This window comes from Fusobacterium massiliense (assembly GCF_900095705.1).
GTDB classification, from domain to species: domain Bacteria; phylum Fusobacteriota; class Fusobacteriia; order Fusobacteriales; family Fusobacteriaceae; genus Fusobacterium; species Fusobacterium massiliense.
In genome coordinates this window covers 343,790-360,321 of record NZ_LT608327.1, presented here as the reverse complement: position 1 = coordinate 360,321, position 16,532 = coordinate 343,790, and the positions used below count along the sequence as shown (strand labels likewise).

At 26.6% G+C, this 16,532-nt stretch carries 20 protein-coding genes; 11 read left to right on the top strand and 9 right to left on the bottom strand.

The annotated features are described in order from the left end of the window. Window positions 1–9: 9 nt before the first annotated feature. Window positions 10–648, top strand: a complete 639-nt coding sequence (locus BQ2505_RS06115; protein WP_074016888.1) for a cyclodeaminase/cyclohydrolase family protein — start codon at window positions 10–12, stop codon at window positions 646–648. A gap of 237 nt (window positions 649–885) precedes the next feature. Here BQ2505_RS06115 and brnQ read toward each other — a convergent pair whose 3' ends face one another. Next, the gene (gene brnQ / locus BQ2505_RS06110) at window positions 886–2,160 is read right to left on the bottom strand and encodes a branched-chain amino acid transport system II carrier protein (RefSeq protein ID WP_074016887.1); all 1,275 of its coding nucleotides are present in this window, start codon (window positions 2,158–2,160) and stop codon (window positions 886–888) included. Window positions 2,161–2,400: 240 nt separating this feature from the next. Here brnQ and BQ2505_RS06105 point away from each other — a divergent pair, with 240 nt between their 5' ends. The 10 genes from BQ2505_RS06105 to BQ2505_RS06060 all read left to right on the top strand — a co-directional run bounded on the left by BQ2505_RS06105 (window position 2,401) and on the right by BQ2505_RS06060 (window position 9,551). Next, a complete protein-coding gene (locus BQ2505_RS06105) occupies window positions 2,401–2,895 on the top strand; it encodes an HMA2 domain-containing protein (RefSeq protein WP_083232324.1) in 495 nt (164 codons plus the stop codon). 12 nt (window positions 2,896–2,907) lie between these two features. Then, window positions 2,908–3,294 (top strand): HMA2 domain-containing protein, encoded by a 387-nt coding sequence (locus BQ2505_RS06100; RefSeq protein ID WP_074016886.1) that lies wholly within the window; start codon window positions 2,908–2,910, stop codon window positions 3,292–3,294. A 6-nt stretch (window positions 3,295–3,300) separates the two neighbouring features. Beyond that, window positions 3,301–5,499: a heavy metal translocating P-type ATPase gene (locus tag BQ2505_RS06095; protein WP_074016885.1), complete on the top strand. Its 2,199-nt coding sequence runs from the start codon at window positions 3,301–3,303 to the stop codon at window positions 5,497–5,499. Window positions 5,500–5,507: 8 nt separating this feature from the next. Then, window positions 5,508–6,260: a hypothetical protein gene (locus BQ2505_RS06090; RefSeq protein ID WP_074016884.1), complete on the top strand. Its 753-nt coding sequence runs from the start codon at window positions 5,508–5,510 to the stop codon at window positions 6,258–6,260. Between the two features lie 51 nt (window positions 6,261–6,311). After that, window positions 6,312–6,593 (top strand): hypothetical protein, encoded by a 282-nt coding sequence (locus tag BQ2505_RS06085; RefSeq protein ID WP_074016883.1) that lies wholly within the window; start codon window positions 6,312–6,314, stop codon window positions 6,591–6,593. Between the two features lie 124 nt (window positions 6,594–6,717). Continuing rightward, window positions 6,718–7,335, top strand: a complete 618-nt coding sequence (locus tag BQ2505_RS06080) for an NUDIX hydrolase (RefSeq protein ID WP_074016882.1) — start codon at window positions 6,718–6,720, stop codon at window positions 7,333–7,335. Continuing rightward, window positions 7,322–7,786: a D-glycero-beta-D-manno-heptose 1-phosphate adenylyltransferase gene (gene rfaE2, locus BQ2505_RS06075; protein ID WP_074016881.1), complete on the top strand. Its 465-nt coding sequence runs from the start codon at window positions 7,322–7,324 to the stop codon at window positions 7,784–7,786. The genes BQ2505_RS06080 and rfaE2 overlap by 14 nt, the downstream gene beginning before the upstream one ends. A gap of 11 nt (window positions 7,787–7,797) precedes the next feature. Beyond that, the gene (gene tsaE, locus BQ2505_RS06070) at window positions 7,798–8,265 is read left to right on the top strand and encodes a tRNA (adenosine(37)-N6)-threonylcarbamoyltransferase complex ATPase subunit type 1 TsaE (RefSeq protein ID WP_074016880.1); all 468 of its coding nucleotides are present in this window, start codon (window positions 7,798–7,800) and stop codon (window positions 8,263–8,265) included. Next, window positions 8,246–8,890: a tRNA (adenosine(37)-N6)-threonylcarbamoyltransferase complex dimerization subunit type 1 TsaB gene (tsaB, locus tag BQ2505_RS06065; RefSeq protein ID WP_074016879.1), complete on the top strand. Its 645-nt coding sequence runs from the start codon at window positions 8,246–8,248 to the stop codon at window positions 8,888–8,890. Before tsaE ends, tsaB begins: the two co-directional genes overlap by 20 nt. 232 nt (window positions 8,891–9,122) lie before the next feature. Then, window positions 9,123–9,551, top strand: a complete 429-nt coding sequence (locus BQ2505_RS06060; RefSeq protein WP_074016878.1) for a flavodoxin — start codon at window positions 9,123–9,125, stop codon at window positions 9,549–9,551. Between the two features lie 57 nt (window positions 9,552–9,608). On the opposite strand, the gene asrC is transcribed toward BQ2505_RS06060, so the two are convergent. The 8 genes from asrC to rplU form a co-directional block, all read right to left on the bottom strand. After that, window positions 9,609–10,583 carry a sulfite reductase subunit C gene (gene asrC, locus BQ2505_RS06055; protein ID WP_074016877.1) on the bottom strand — a complete coding sequence of 325 codons (975 nt, stop codon included), beginning with the start codon at window positions 10,581–10,583 and terminating at the stop codon, window positions 9,609–9,611. Between the two features lie 8 nt (window positions 10,584–10,591). Beyond that, entirely contained in the window at window positions 10,592–11,395 is an 804-nt protein-coding gene (gene asrB, locus BQ2505_RS06050; protein ID WP_074016876.1) for an anaerobic sulfite reductase subunit AsrB, read from the bottom strand. A 2-nt stretch (window positions 11,396–11,397) separates the two neighbouring features. Next, window positions 11,398–12,471 (bottom strand): anaerobic sulfite reductase subunit AsrA, encoded by a 1,074-nt coding sequence (gene asrA / locus BQ2505_RS06045; RefSeq protein ID WP_074016875.1) that lies wholly within the window; start codon window positions 12,469–12,471, stop codon window positions 11,398–11,400. Between the two features lie 153 nt (window positions 12,472–12,624). Beyond that, entirely contained in the window at window positions 12,625–13,314 is a 690-nt protein-coding gene (locus tag BQ2505_RS06040; RefSeq protein ID WP_074016874.1) for a Crp/Fnr family transcriptional regulator, read from the bottom strand. Window positions 13,315–14,395: 1,081 nt separating this feature from the next. Continuing rightward, on the bottom strand, window positions 14,396–15,379 hold the full coding sequence (locus tag BQ2505_RS06035) for a tyrosine-type recombinase/integrase (protein WP_074017337.1): 984 nt from the start codon (window positions 15,377–15,379) through the stop codon (window positions 14,396–14,398). Window positions 15,380–15,595: 216 nt separating this feature from the next. Further along, window positions 15,596–15,880 carry a 50S ribosomal protein L27 gene (rpmA, locus tag BQ2505_RS06030; protein WP_074016873.1) on the bottom strand — a complete coding sequence of 95 codons (285 nt, stop codon included), beginning with the start codon at window positions 15,878–15,880 and terminating at the stop codon, window positions 15,596–15,598. After that, window positions 15,881–16,210 (bottom strand): ribosomal-processing cysteine protease Prp, encoded by a 330-nt coding sequence (locus BQ2505_RS06025; RefSeq protein ID WP_074016872.1) that lies wholly within the window; start codon window positions 16,208–16,210, stop codon window positions 15,881–15,883. It lies immediately after the preceding gene. A 2-nt stretch (window positions 16,211–16,212) separates the two neighbouring features. Continuing rightward, window positions 16,213–16,524, bottom strand: a complete 312-nt coding sequence (rplU, locus tag BQ2505_RS06020; protein WP_074016871.1) for a 50S ribosomal protein L21 — start codon at window positions 16,522–16,524, stop codon at window positions 16,213–16,215. Between the last annotated feature and the right edge of the window lie 8 nt (window positions 16,525–16,532).

Genomic DNA, 16,532 nt, shown 5'->3' with positions numbered 1-16,532 from the left:
AGGAATAAAATGAAATTAGTAGATTTAGAAGTATCAAAATTTATAGATGTTGTTGACTCTGACTCTCCAGCACCTGGTGGAGGATCTGTTGCTGCTCTAGCTTCATCTTTAGGAGTAAGTTTAGCAAGAATGGTTGCTCATTTAAGTTTTGGAAAGAAAAAATATGAAGCTTTACCTGATGATGTTAAAGCTAAATTTGTTAAAAACTTTGATGAATTGTTAAAAATTAAAGATGAATTAACTGCTTTAGTTGATAAAGATACAGAAGCATTTAATGCAATCTCAGCTGCATTCAAATTACCAAAAGAAACTGAAGAAGATAAAGCTAAAAGACATGATGCAATTCAAGAAGCTACTAAGGGAGCAATAAAAACTCCTTATGATATAGTTATTTTATCTGGAAAAGCTATCAGTTTACTTGGAGAAATTTTAACAAATGGAAACCAAAATGCAATAACTGATATAGGAGTGGGAGCTTTACTTTTAATGACAGGATTAGAAGGTGGAATTTTAAATGTTAAGATAAATCTTTTAGGAATTGATGATAAAGCTTATGTTGAAAAAATTAATAAAGATATAGCTGAAGCAAAAGTTGTTGCTGAAAAAGAAAAAGAAAGAATTATGGAAATTGTTAATTCTGCTCTTTAATTCTTAAAAATTATTTTTCAAAATATTATTGATGAAAAAATTTAGACTAAGATCTAATATAATTAAGAGAATTTTTTTGAATTTAAAAACTAAAAAATTCTCTTTTTTATTATTTATAAGGAAAGTATAAAATTAAATTTTTAAAAATAGTCTCTGATGTCCGTATTAGTTCTAAGTTACTGTTTTATTGAACTTGTAGAACATATATGGCTATCAGAGACTTTATTTATTTATATTTTATTTCTTTTTCTTTTTTAAAAATGAAAATATAATAAAACCTAAAATTCCTGGCAATAACCAAGTTAAACCAAAATCAGAAAAAGGTAAAACTTCATATATAGAAGTAATAGTATCATTTTTTAAATTCAATACTTGTAGTGCTTCTATTAGACCAACAATACCTGTAAAAAGGACAACACCTTTATAGATATTGTCATTAACGATATATTTATGAAAAATATTTAAAATTATTAAAGATATAATTACGGGATATATTAGAACTAAAATTGGGACTGCTATTTTAATTATACTCTCAACGCCTAATATAGATAATAGAAAACTTGAAAAAACTGTTAGGATAACAATAGTTTCATATTTTACTTTAGTTATATTACTAAAGTATTCTCCAACTGTGGCAACAAGTCCAATAGCAGTAGTTAGACAAGCACCAGCAACACAAACTGCAAGAATTATAGTTCCATATTTTCCTAAAAGGTGAGAAGTCATTTTTACTAGCAATTCTATTTTATCTTCTGTGACAAGAACAGAATGCATTTTAGCACCAATAAAGGCAAATCCGATATAGATTATAGCTAGTGAACCAATAGCAACTAGACCTGCTTTTATCAAAAAAGAAAATTCTTGTTTTCTATCTAAATTTCTACCATTTTTTATAGATTTTAATATAATTCCAGCATAGGCTATGGAAGCTATTGTATCCATAGTTTGGTATCCCTCTAAAAAACCTCTTTTAAAAGCATGAGGATATGTGTCAGAATTTATATATAAATCAGTTGCAAATATTCCTTTGATAATTATCAATATCAATAATATTAAAAGTATAGGTGTTAATATTTTTCCAACTCTATCAATAACTTTACTTGCTCTTAAAGAAAAAAGTATGACAATAGCAAAATAAAGTATAAGGTAAGCATATTTATAAATAGGACTATCTAAGCCATTATACAAAAAAGTAATTTCATACGCAGTTGCTCCTGTTCTTGGAATTGCTAGCATAGGTCCTATTGTAAGTATTGATATTATTGCAAATATTTTAGAAAATATTGGGGAAACTCTATTTGCAAAATCGTCCATATTATTTCCAACAATTGATACAGAAATTATACCTAAAAATGGAAAACCTACTCCTGTTATTACAAATGCTATTATGGTTATAAGCCATGTGGAGTTAGTTTCATATCCGAGCATTGGAGGAAAAATCAAATTTCCAGCTCCAAATAACATAGCAAACAAAGCGAAACCAGTTAAAAATACATCTTTATTTTTATACATTAAAAAACTCCTTATTCTATTTTAGTTAAAAGTGAACTATTTATTATACACTAAATTTTATAAATTGTAAAATATATCAATATATTTTTATATATTCTCCTAAATTCTAATTTAAAAAATAAAAAAAATACTTGCATAAAATAAATTATTAAGTTATAATCAAAGTAATAAAAGTTTTTAAAATATTTATTAAACTATAATATATTTTGTATATAAAAATATTTATATAGGAGGGATTTTGTGAATGAATTAAAAGTTTTACCTAATTTTTATGGAATTTTTGAAGTAAAAAGCATGACTAAAAATAGAATAAGGGTTGAAATAACTAAACTAAAAAATAATATTACAGAAATTAATAATTTAAGAGAAAATCTTAGTAAAATTTCTGTTGTAAAGAGTTATAAAATCTTAAAAAGTTTAGGGAGTCTAACTATTGAATTTGATAACAGTCAAGTAGATGCTCAGTTTATGCTTGGAATTATTTTAAAACTTCTTAATTTAGATTCAGAATTATTTAAAGAAAGAAAAGGTAAAGTTAAAGAAAATTTAGATGGGCTTGCTAAGGTGGCTAATATAACTTTATATAATAAAACTAAGGGATTATTTGATTTAAATTCTTTAGTTGGTCTTATATTACTTGGTTATGGTATTAAGAAATTTAAAACTGAACCTATTTTACCTAGTGGAGCAACATTACTTTGGTGGTCATATAGATTATTAGGAAAAAATAGTTAATTGGGAGGAGTAATGTTAAAGAATTTATTAAAGAAAACTTATTTAATGTTTAATAAAGTAAAAATTGTTCATAGTATTCCTGGAAGAGTAAGACTTCTTATTCCATCATTAGATAAATTCCCAGAACAAATGAAAAAATACGAAAGTTATATTACAGGAATCATAAAATTAAAAACTGGTATAAATAATATTGAATATTCTTATCTTACAAGTAAAGTTTTAATAGAATATGATAAAACAAAATTGAATGAAGAAGATATTGTGAACTGGTTAAATAAAATTTGGGAAATAATTGTAAATAATGAAGAAGTTTATCACGGAATGTCTGTAGATGAAGTAGAAAAAAATGTGAAAAAGTTTTATAATATGTTAAAAAATGAATTGGAGGGAGGAAAATAATAATCTATGAAAGATAATAATTTGCTTTCCTGTGAAATAGTTCATAGGTTAAGAGGAAGAATTAGAATAAAAAGTAAAGCTTTTAAATTTGTGGGAAAAGTACTAAAATCTGAAATAGAAAAACAATTACTTCAAGTAAAATATATTAAAAGTGCTGAAATAAATCTAGTTACAGGAAGCATTCTTATTTATTTTGAAGATATTTCACTAAGTGACCAAAATTTAATAAATCTTATTCAAAATACTTTGAATGCTCATATCTTTGAAATTTGTAAAAATGAAAAGAATGAGAGAGCATCAAAATATGTAATAGAAAGAAAATTACAAGAAGAATCTCCTAGAGAGATTATACAAAAAATTGCTACAACTGCTGGACTTTTAGCTTATAATATCTTTGTAAAATCAAGAAATCCAGTTACAGCAACAGGATTAAGAAAGTTTTTTAATTATAATACATTAGCTACAATAGGTTTAGCTATGCCAGTGTTAAAGAATGGATTAATGTCTTTAGCAAAAAATAAAAGACCTAATGCAGATACTCTAAGTTCTAGTGCAATAATAAGTAGTATTCTACTTGGAAAAGAAAGTGCGGCATTGACTATAATGTTCTTAGAAGAAGTTTCTGAATTACTTACTGTTTACACTATGGAAAAAACTCGTGGTGCAATTAAAGATATGTTAAGTGTTGGAGAAAATTATGTTTGGAAAGAAATTTCTGAAGATAATGTAAAAAGAGTTCCAATTGAAGAAATACAAAAAGATGATATCATCGTTGTTCAAACAGGAGAAAAAATAAGTGTTGATGGGAAAATAATAAAAGGTGAAGCACTTATAGACCAATCTTCAATAACTGGAGAATATATGCCAGTTAAAAAAGGAGAAGGAGAATCAGTTTATGCTGGAACAATTATAAAAAGTGGAAATATAAGTATTCTAGCTGAAAAAGTTGGAGATGACAGAACAGTTTCGAGAATAATTAAATTAGTTGAAGATGCTAATTCAAATAAAGCTGATATTCAAAATTATGCTGATACTTTCTCTGCTCAACTTATACCTTTAAACTTTATTTTAGCTGGAATAGTTTATGCAACTACTAGAAATATAGGAAAAGCTATGAGTATGCTTGTCATAGACTATTCTTGTGGAATTCGTCTTTCGACTGCCGTTGCTTTTTCAGCTGCAATAAATACAGCAGCAAAGAATGGTATTTTAGTTAAAGGTAGTAACTTTATTGAAGAATTATCAAAAGCAGAAACTGTAATTTTTGATAAAACTGGGACTATAACAGAAGGAAAACCAAAGGTTCAAAGTGTAGAAGTTTTTGGGAATTCTGTATCAGAAAATGAAATGATAGCTCTTGCTGGTGCTGCTGAAGAACAATCTTCACATCCTCTTGCAGTTGCAATAATGTCTGAAATAAAAGATAGAGGACTAGAAATTCCAAAACATGGGAAAATAAAAACTATTGTAAGTAGAGGAGTAGAAGTAAAAGTCGATAAAACTAAAGTTGTTAGAGTTGGTAGCAAAAAGTTTATGTTAGAGTCTGGAATTGACTTAAATATAGTTGCTGATGCTGAAAGAGGAGTTATATCTAGAGGAGAAATTGGAATATATGTAGCCCTAGATGATAAAATTATTGGTATTATCGGAGTTTCAGATCCTCCAAGAGAAAACATAAAAAAAGCAATAAATAGATTAAGAAATTATGGAGTAGATGATATTGTTTTACTAACAGGAGATTTAAGACAACAAGCAGAAACAATAGCTTCAAGAATGGCTATTGATAGATATGAGTCTGAGCTAATGCCTGAAGATAAAGCAAAAAATATCCTAAAATTTCAATCTAAAGGTTCAAATGTAATCATGATAGGAGATGGGGTAAATGATGCACCTGCTTTATCATATGCAAATGTTGGAGTTGCTTTAGGAAGTACAAGAACAGATGTTGCTATGGAAGCTGCTGATATTACAATCACACAAGATAATCCACTTTTAGTACCGGGGGTTATTGGGCTTTCAAAAAATACAGTAAAAACAATTAAAGAAAATTTTGCAATGGTAATTGGACTTAATACTTTTGCCTTAGTTTTGGGTGCAACTGGAATTTTAGCTCCGATCTATGCATCTGTTTTACATAATTCTACAACTATACTTGTTGTTATGAATTCTTTGAAACTATTGAAATATGATATTAAGAGTAACTAGGAGGGAAAATGAAAAAATTATCGATAACTGTAGTCCATAGGCTACCTAATAGAGTTAGATTAAAGTTATCAGCTCCAATAAAAGACATAAGAAATTTTTACTCTAATATGAAAAACAATTTACAATTTTTAGAATTAAGATACAATAAAGTTTTAAAAACTATTATATTAAGATTTGAGCCATCTGAAATATTTCTACAAGAAATTATTTATAGAACAGCTATAAGTTTTTCAATAGAAAATGGACTAATGCCTGTAAAAATAGTGGAAGAACATGAGTATAAATCAATTTCACCACTTTCTATGTATGCTTTAGGTTCAATAATAGTTTCATCTATAAATATGATTTTTAATAAAAATGATGAAAAACTTCAAAATTCTATGAATATGTTTTCTATGGGATTAACTGTTGGATCTGTTTTTGAACATGCATATGGAGAAGTTAAAAGAAGAGGTATGTTTGATATAGAAGTGCTTCCAGCTCTTTATTTATTGAAATCATTCTTCACTGAGCAAAAATTAAGTTCTGTATTAATTATGTGGCTTACTACTTTTGGAAGACATTTAACTGTATCTCATAATATATCTAAAATAGTAAAAGTATTTAGAACAAAGACACATAAGGGTCATCAATATACAGCAACTATATTAGATGATTATTCAGTAGAGAACTTATCTGATTTTATACATCAAACTTTTTTTAGAAGAAATAGTCATTTATATCAATCAAATGAAAAATATATTACTTTGAGTAAAAATTAAATTTTCTCAAAAATATTATAATAAATTTAAAATTAAATAGGAGGTTTTAATATGTTTGGAACAAACGGAATTACAAAAGATCATTTAGTAGGAGTAGCAGTTGGTGTTGGAGTTACAGCACTTGGAATTTATCTTTACAAAAAAAATCAAGCTAAAATAGATGATTTTTTAAGAAGTCAAGGGATTAATATAAAATCTTCTGCTTCTTCAAATTTTGAAAGTATGGATATAGAAGCTCTTACAGAAATGAAAGAACATATCGAAGATTTAATAGCTGAAAAATCAGCAACTGAAGATGCAACTGAAGAAGTTATCATCAGTGATGTAGAATAATCTTTAGTAAAAATTAGTCCTAACATTCGTATTGGGTAGAACTCATACGGCTGTTAAAGGACTTTTTTTATTTTAATCTCTGTGCTATAATAGGAAATATATTAAAATAAACTTTGGAGTATTTATGTCAAATGAAAGAATAATATCAAAAAGTAAATTTTTTGAAAGTGCTATTATGATTTGCATTGCAAAAATAAATGGTAAAGATTGCTTTATATTAGAAAAAAGAGCTGAAAATATACGACAAGGTGGAGAAATATCTTTTCCAGGAGGCAAAAAAGATTTGTTGGATAAGACATTTCATCAAACAGCTATTAGAGAAACTATTGAAGAATTAAGAATTAAAAGAAAGCAAATTAGCAATATTGAAAAGTTTGGAATTATGTTTGCTGGAATAGGAGCATTCATTGAATGTTATATCTGTCAACTTAATATTACTAATATAGAAGATATAGATTATAATAAAAATGAAGTTCAAAAACTTTTAGCAGTTCCAATAGAATTTTTTATTAATAATAAACCTATAATTGAAAATATTGAAATTTGGAATAAGGCTAGATTTGATGTAAAAAAATATAATTTTACGAAAAAGTATATAAATAATTGGAAGTTACCAGATAGAAAAATATATATTTATATGTATGAAAATGAGGCTATTTGGGGAATTACTGCAGAAATTATTTTTGAATTTATTGAGATTTTAAAAGAGAAAGGAAACGTTTGTAAGTATGAATATAGATAAAAATCTTGCAAGAGAAATTATAGAAAATGCCAAAGCTCAAAATAAAAAAGTTGTCTTTACTAATGGTTGCTTTGATATACTTCATTCAGGACATGTTACTTACCTAGAGGAAGCAAAAAAATTAGGGGATATACTTGTTGTTGGGGTAAACTCTGACACTTCTGTTAAAAAATTAAAAGGAGAAACAAGACCAGTAAATTCTCAACTAGATAGAACTTTTGTTTTAAATGGTTTAAAATCTGTTGATTATACTGTTATCTTTGAAGAAAATACACCTGAAGATTTAATAGCTTTCCTTAAGCCTTCAGTACATGTTAAAGGTGGAGATTATCAAAAAGATGATTTGCCGGAAACTAAAATTGTTGAAAGCTATGGTGGAGAGGTTGTAATTTTAAATTTTGTTGAAGGTAAATCTACTACCAATATTATAAATAAGATTAATCAAAAATAAGGGAGGAAATCATGGAAAAGATTTTAAATTTTTCAGAGATAGATACATTAGCAAAAAAGATTGCTAACTATGCTAGTGAAAATACAGTTATTGCTCTTATTGGAGATTTAGGAACTGGAAAAACTACCTTTACAAAAACATTTGCTAAAGAATTTGGAGTTAAAGAAAATTTAAAAAGCCCTACATTTAATTATGTTCTTGAATATTTAACTGGTAGATTACCTCTTTACCATTTTGATGTGTATAGACTTTGTAATTCGGAAGAGATTTATGAAATTGGTTATGAAGACTACATTAATAATGGTGGAGTAGCATTGATAGAATGGGCTGATATTATTTTAGATGACTTACCAAAAGAGTATATAAGAATTGATTTTTCTTACTCTACTAAAGATGATGAAAGAAAAGTTAATATAAAATATATTGGAAATTCTAAAAAAGAGGAGGAACTTTTAAACTATGTTGGTTTTGGGAATTGATACATCTACAAAAATTTGTACTTGTTCTATATTTGATGATAAAAAAGGAATGATAGCAGAAACTAGTTTAAGTGTTGAAAAAAATCACTCTAATATTGTTATGCCTATAATAGATAATCTTTTTAAGATTTCTTCACTAAATATAAATAGTATTGATAAAATTGCTGTTGCTATAGGACCAGGTTCATTTACTGGAGTTAGAATTGCATTAGGTATTGCCAAAGGACTAGCTATGGCTTTAAATAAACCGCTTGTAGGAATTAATGAATTAGATATTTTAGAAGCTATTGCTGAAGATAATACTTGTACGGAAGTAATTCCATTGATTGATGCTAGAAAAGAAAGGGTATACTATAAGCATGATAATATGTGTGCTGATGGGTATTTGATTGATTTATTAAAAGAATTGGATTCAAATAAAAAATATATTTTTGTTGGAGATGGGGCAATTAATTACACTGACATCTTAAAAAATAACTTAGGTGAGAGAGCAATTATTTTCTCTAGGTATAATTCATTTCCTAGAGCTTCTATTTTATGTGAATTATCATTAACTAGAAAAGAAGATAATATTTATACTTTAGAGCCTGAGTATATTAGTAAATCTAGAGCAGAAAAACAATAATAAAAGAAATTAAAATTAAGCTTTTAAAATTTAAAAAAATAGTGTATAATAAATATATGAGTTAATAAGTAAAGAATTTATTTTTTCTATAAGAAATTATAAAATTAAATAGCAAAATTAGTCTCTGACGTCTGTATTAGTTCGAAGAGCCTGTGTTTATTGAGCTCGTAAACTGATACGGCTGTCAAGAGACTTTATTTATAATTATTTTAATTTAGGAGGATATGAAAATATGAACAAAATAAGTTTAGTGTATTACAGTTCAACTGGAAATACTTACTCTATGGCACAAGCTATTGAAGAAGGAATAAAAGCAGCAGGAGGAACTGTTAATGTTTACAAAGTAGATGAAATGAATAAAGATGATATCTTTGCTAGTGATGTTATAGTTATGGGTTCATCTGCAACAGGAGCAGAAACTATTGAAGAAAACTACTTAGTTCCTTTTATGGAAGAAGATGGAGCAAAATTCAATGGTAAAAAAGTTTATATATTTGGTTCTTATGGTTGGGGAGGCGGAGAATACGCTGACAACTGGAAAGCTCAATTAGAAGGTTTTGGTGCTAATATAGTTGATATGCCAGTTTTAGCTAATGAAGCTCCTAGTGATGAAGAATTAGAACAATTAAGAAAAATTGGTCAAAAATTAGTAACTATCTAATAAAAATAAAGTCCTTGATAACCTTTTAAAGGAGAATCAAGGACTATTTATTTATAATTACCAGTCGTATTTAGGACCTGACCAATAAATATTTTTTAATTCAACTGCTTCAGCAGGTAATTTTACATCTTGTAAAGCCCATTTTCTAAATTCTTCGAATCCAGTTCTATCTACAATGTATCCAATATGTTCTTTTCCATTAGGAGCATCTTTTGATATGTATTCTGTTACATATTTATATGTATTTTCAATGATTTTTACAATACTATCTTCATCTACCCATCTTAACCAGTCTTCAGCCAGTCTTGGATTTTTCTTACCAGTTCTACCCATTATCATTAATTTATAATATTTTTTAGGGCTTCTTGTCCAAGCAGACATAGGGCAGTTAATAACACATTCACCACAACCAATACATTTATTCTCATCTCTAACAATTTTATTGTTTTCAATTTTTAAAGCATTAACAGATAACTTTTTACATTTTTTTACACATGCACCACAAGTAACACATCTATCCATTTCGTATTCTGGAAGACAAGTTCCTATAATTCCAAAGTCATGCATTCTAGCTTTAATACAATCGTTAGGGCACCCAGTTAAAGCAATTTTAAAATGTAAATCATGTGGGAAAACCACTTTCTCAATTCTTCTTGCAAATTCTGTAGTATTATACTGAGCTTTAGGACAAACTTTATTCCCTATACAAGCAGAGATATTTCTTGTTCCTGCTGCTCCATATCCAGTACCTTTTTCAGATTGATTAATGCCTAATTTTTCAATAAGAGGCTGTGCCATTTTATTGACTTCAGGCATATTCTCCATATCTATCCCTAGAATTTCAAATCCCTGTCTTGTTGTCATATGAATTTGACCATCTCCATATTTAGAAGAGATTTCAGAAACTATCATTAGACATTCAGGATTAATTAGTCCTCCAGGAACTCTAACTCTAAGAGCTGTTTTATATTTAGTTTTAGTTATTCTAAAAGCATTTTTCATAACTTTTTTTGTATTTAGATCTCTTATCATATTTCCTCCTAATCAACTAAATTTTTTGCAAATTCATAATTAAAAACAGGACCATCAAGGCAAATATATGTTGCATCCATTTTACAATGACCACATTTTCCTATACCACAATGCATATTTCTTTCATAAGAAACCCAAATATTTTTTTCAGATAAATTTAATTTTAAAAATTCTGCTACAGAAAATTTCATCATCATAGGTGGCCCAACAACCACTGCTGATGAATTATTTAAATCATTAAACTTTATATCTGGTATATATTTTGTAACAAGTCCTTTTGGACCTTTATAATCATCTTCAGCTCCATCTACTGTAACTATAACATCTAATTTTTTAGACCATTCTTCTAAATCTTTAGCAAATAATATATCTTTTGGAGATTTAAAACCTGCTATTAATTTAAATGATTTTACTTTATCTAAATTATTATATACATGTTGTATAATTCCCCTAACTGGTGCTAAAGCACTTCCTCCGACAACAATAGCCAATTCTTTTCCATTGTATTCGTTAAGATCAAAACCATTACCATATGGTCCTCTAATAAAAAGTTTGTCCCCAATTTTATATTCAAATATTTCATTTGTAACTCTACCTACAGCTCTTATTGTAAAGTCTATAAAATCTTTTCCAATCCCAGAAACTGATATAGGACTTTCTCCAAATTTTGGTAAAGAAATTTCGTAAAATTGTCCTGGTTTTGTTAGACTCGTATCAGCTTTAACTCTAAAAGTCCATTCATTTTCAGTGTGCTTTATAATTTCAAGTATTTCAGCTGGACTTGGTATATATGGATTACTACAATTACACATTCTTATCCCTCTCTTTTATCTTGTATTGCTTGAATAACTTTTTCATATACTTCAGAAACTAATTTATCATCATTTTCTTTTTCTTTCATAGCATTTGTAACTTTTTCATAAGCCTCAGATATAGAAATATATTGAGGGCACATATCATCACATCTACCACAACCTACACACATATTTTCACCAAATCTTTTTCTATAATCATGGATTTTATGTAGAGTTTTAAATCTCATTCTTTGACCTTGTTTTTGTCTAAATGAGTGTCCACCTGCTATATTTGTGTAACCATCAACTTGGCAAGAAGCCCAAACTCTTCTTCTTTCTCCCATGTTATTATTTTGCTTATATTTAATATCTTGCATAGAAAAGCAAGTACAAGTAGGACAGCTATAATTGCATCTACCACAACCGATACATCTAGTATCATATTCATCCCACATTTTATGATTTGAAATATATGTAAAGTCAACTTCTTTTGGTAAATCAACTTTGAATTCATTTGAGCTAACATAATCAATATCAAAGTCTATTTCTCTGTTATAATCAAATACATTTAAAGATTCGTTCACAACTTCTAACTGAATTTCATTTTCTCTGATATTCATAGCTCCATCATAATTGCTACTTTTGTTTGTACCCATACTTACACAAAAACAATTTCTAAAAGTTTTTGTGCAGCCTACAACGATAAATTTTGTTTTATTTCTATTTTTAGTATAGAAAAAATCTTTACTTGCACCATTGTTTAAATAAATTTGATCTAATCTTTTTATAGCATTCATATCACATGCTCTTAAAAAAACTAGATTTTCTCTTTCATCTTCCTTAGGGATTGTGTATTCATCTTCTGTGTAATAAAATAAAACTTCATTAACTGGCAATAATGCTTCCTTAGCTGGAAAGTGTGATTTATCTTCCCAGTTCATTTCAGAAAAACTTTTAACAAGAGCATATCTTACAACATCTGTATCTGAATATGTTCCTCTTTTTTCAAAAGTTTTAGGAGCAAAAATCTTGTATTTTTCTGAAAGTTTTTTAAGACCCTCATCAAATTGCTCGATGGATAGTTTAAATTTCATATAGTTTCGTTTCCTCCTCATTTTAATAGAAAATAAGATATATATAATTTAATTTCATACGTTTCAATATTTTAACATTTTACAAATAAAAAAACTGTAATAAAAATCACAGTTTTTATAAAAAATCTTAATAATTTCAATATAATTCTTTAGTTATTTCTTAAAGAATTGATTCGCTAATTTCATATTTACATAAAACTTTCTTTCTTCCATTTTTAAAATTTCATTTTTCATCAATATTTTAATAGCTCTAGAAACAGTTTCTCTTTGATAACCAAGCATCTTTGCCATATAAGTAACACTTATATTCAAATTTATTAAAGTATAATTTTCAAAGGAATTATCTTTTATACCATGCTCAAGAGCAAGTCTATATAACTTTGCTGAAAGTCTTTTTTCGATGCTGAGAGTAACAGAATTTTTAAGTTGTCTATAAAGCCTTCTAATTCTTCTTTCCATAAACAACATACAATTTCTAGCTAAAGTATAATCTTTAGACATAAGTTGATCAAATTTATCAAAAGTAATTCTTATAATTTTAGAATCTTCAAAACCCCAACACTCCAAACCAGAAGTATTTTTTCTCATTAAAGGTTGATTAATCATAGAGCCCGAAGAAAGCAAAAAAATTACTCTACTTTCTCCATTTTCATTTGACTTTATAAGACTAATATTTCCTGAAAGTAAAAAATATACATAATCTATAACTTGCCTATCCGAATAAAGTGCTCTATTCTTTTTTAACTGAATAATATCAGCACTCTTTTTTATATCTTCTATTGTGCTACTATTGATGCCATTAAATACTTCTATCGTTTTTATATCATCATCACTTATTTTCATATTAACCTCTTATCGAATATATACAAATAAAATCTCTTGACAGCCGTATGAGTTCTATGAGGATAATAAACAGAGGCTCTTCGAACTAATACAGACGTCAGAGACTAATTTTCTTTATTTAATTTATAAATTAAAATAAAGAAATTTTATATATTTTAAATTCTATCAAAAATTAACAAAATATACAAGCATCTAAAAATTTATATTAAATAAAAAAAGTCTTTTAATAGTTGTATACAGCAACTTCAAACTAATACGTAGATCAGATACTAATTTTGCTATTTAATTTTATAATTTTTGTATAAATAAAGTCTCCTGACAGCCGTATGACTCTTCCGAGCTCACCGAAATGCTCTCCAGAGTAATACGGACGTCGGAGACTAATTTTTATATTAAATTTATACTTTCCTATATAATAAAAAAATAAGTCTTAATAAAAGACCTATATTTTTTATTATATTTTTATTCTATAAAATAATTTTTATTTTAAATATTTAACTGCATATAATTATTATTATATGCAGTTTTCAAAATCAACTTTTAAAATAATTTTTCTTTTCTTATTTATGTTCCATATCATACGAAACTTTTTATCATAAATAAAGTCTCTTGATAGCCGTATGAGTTTTGCAAGCTCAATAAACATAGACTCTTCGAACTAATACGGACGTTAGAGTCTAATTTTTATTATTTAATTTCATACTTTTAAAAAAATAGAATCCAAAATTTTATTTATTTTAATCTTATTAATAATAATTAAGCATTTTCTAATTTTTAATTCCATATTCTTCTACAGAATAAAAAAATTTATAGTTCTTCTAATTTTTGTCCTATATTTTTATTTATTTTTTTATTTATATTATTTTAGTTTAAAAATGCATCTATATATTATTCTAGTATATATTAAGTAATTTTATAAAGTATTTAATTATTAATTTTTATAAATAAAGTTTAATTATATATATTAATTTAGAAAATTAAATATAGGACTTTTATATAAAACAGAATATTTTTTTGATAATAATTAATAAAATTATTATATTGTAATAAAAAATATAGGACTATCTTTACTTTTAAAGTTTTAATCATCTAAATTTATATCTGGCAATTTATCAAGAACCTTTTTCTCTAAAACAGATTTAGCATTTATATATACTTCTGTAACCTTAGTATCAGAATGTCCTAAAAAATCTCTTATTTCCAAAATATCAGCACCATTTAGAGATAGCTCCGTTGCAATAGCGTGTCTAATATTGTGTGGGCTTATATCCTTTTGGATTAATTTTCCCATTTCTTTAACCAACAAATTCAATGCTCTATATGAAATAGGAGTGTTTTCTTCTACAGATACAGAAAAAATAAAATGCTCTTCAAGTTCATTTTCATCTAAGTTATAAATTTTTTTTAAGTAATTTTTATAATCAGCTAATTTGTTAACAAGAGCAGGATGTATTGGCTTATAAACATCTTTTTTACTTTTTGTATTTTCTAATTTAAAAAAATAGTTATCTTCTCTTTTTAAAAAATGCTTAAATTTTAATGTTAATAACTCCTTGCTTCTCATTCCAGTATAGAATAATGTATATAATATTGTAATATTTCTATATTGTTTTTCTGTATCAACCTTATAAAGTCCTATAATTTTTTTTATATCTGAAATAGAAACTTTTAATACATTTTCTATATTCCTAGTAACAGGAAATAACTTTGTATATTTAATTGGATTTTCTAAGCCTTTAGCTTCCAATTCTTTATATAATGATTTTAATGCAGATAAAATCTTATTAACAGAAGTATTTTTCAATTTCCTATCTTCGAATAAATGAACAATATATTCATCTATATCATCTTTTGTAATATCTTGCATAAGAGGGATAACTTCATTTAATGAGAAATCTTTGTCCCCATCGTATATAAAATGTAAAAAATCTTTAAGGTAGAACATATAGTCTTTTACAGTTTTTTCAGATTTATATATTTCAAAGACAGTTTTTTTATTGTCTCTATTTCTTTTTTTTCTTTGACTTATGACTATCTCATTATTATCAATTACTTTTAAGTCCAACATTATCACCTCATTTATATAGATATTCTATCACAAAAAAAGAGTTTTGCATATAAATAAAGTCTCTTGATAGCCGTATAAGTTCTACGAACTCAATGAACACAGGCTCTTCGAACTAATACGGACATCAGAGACTAATTTTGCTATTTAATTTTATACTTTTCTATAGAATAAAAAAACTTCTATATCAGCATATAGAAGTTTTAATTTTTTTTATTATTTTTCAGAATAGATAGAAACTTGTTTTTTGTTCTTTCCTAATCTTTCAAATTTAACATATCCATCAATTAAAGCGAAAAGAGTGTGATCTTTACCGATTCCCATATTGTTTCCAGCATGATATTGAGTTCCTCTTTGTCTAACTATGATATTACCAGCTTTAACAACTTCTCCATCGTATTTTTTAACTCCAAGATATTTAGGATTAGAGTCTCTTCCGTTCTTAACAGAACCTTGCCCTTTTTTATGTGCAAATAATTGTATATTTAATAAAAATTGCATTTACTTATCCTCCTTTTCTACAAGTTTAATGTATTTTGGATATTGCTTTGTCAATTCTTTTAAAAATATAAACATAGTTTCAGTTAAAATATCAATTTCATTAAACTTTGATTTTTCAATATTTCTTAAAGAAACATCTAAAAATCCATCATCTATTTTTACAATAGGATTTAAATTTAATTTTTCTTGAATACCTGCTAAAACCATTTGTAAAGCTGTTGAGATAGAAGCACATATTATATCACTTCCCTCTTCAGCATAACCAGAATGACCACTTGCTTTATATCCGACTATACTTTGATTTTTCCTAAAAATTTCAATTTTTGTCATAATTAAGCATTTATTGAAGTAACTTTTACTTCAGTAAATAATTGTCTGTGACCTTTTTTTCTATGACTTGCTTTTTTAGGCTTGTATTTGAAGTTAATTACTTTAGCACCTTTTCCATGTGATAAAACTTCTACAACTACTTTTGCTCCTTCAACTAATGGTGATCCCACTTTAACTGTGTTATCTCCAGCTACTAAAAGAACTTCTGTTAATTCAACAGTTGTATTAACTTCAGCATTTAATTTTTCTACTCTTAATACATCACCTTCTGTAACTTTATACTGTTTTCCTCCAGTTTTAATTACTGCGTACATATCAACAC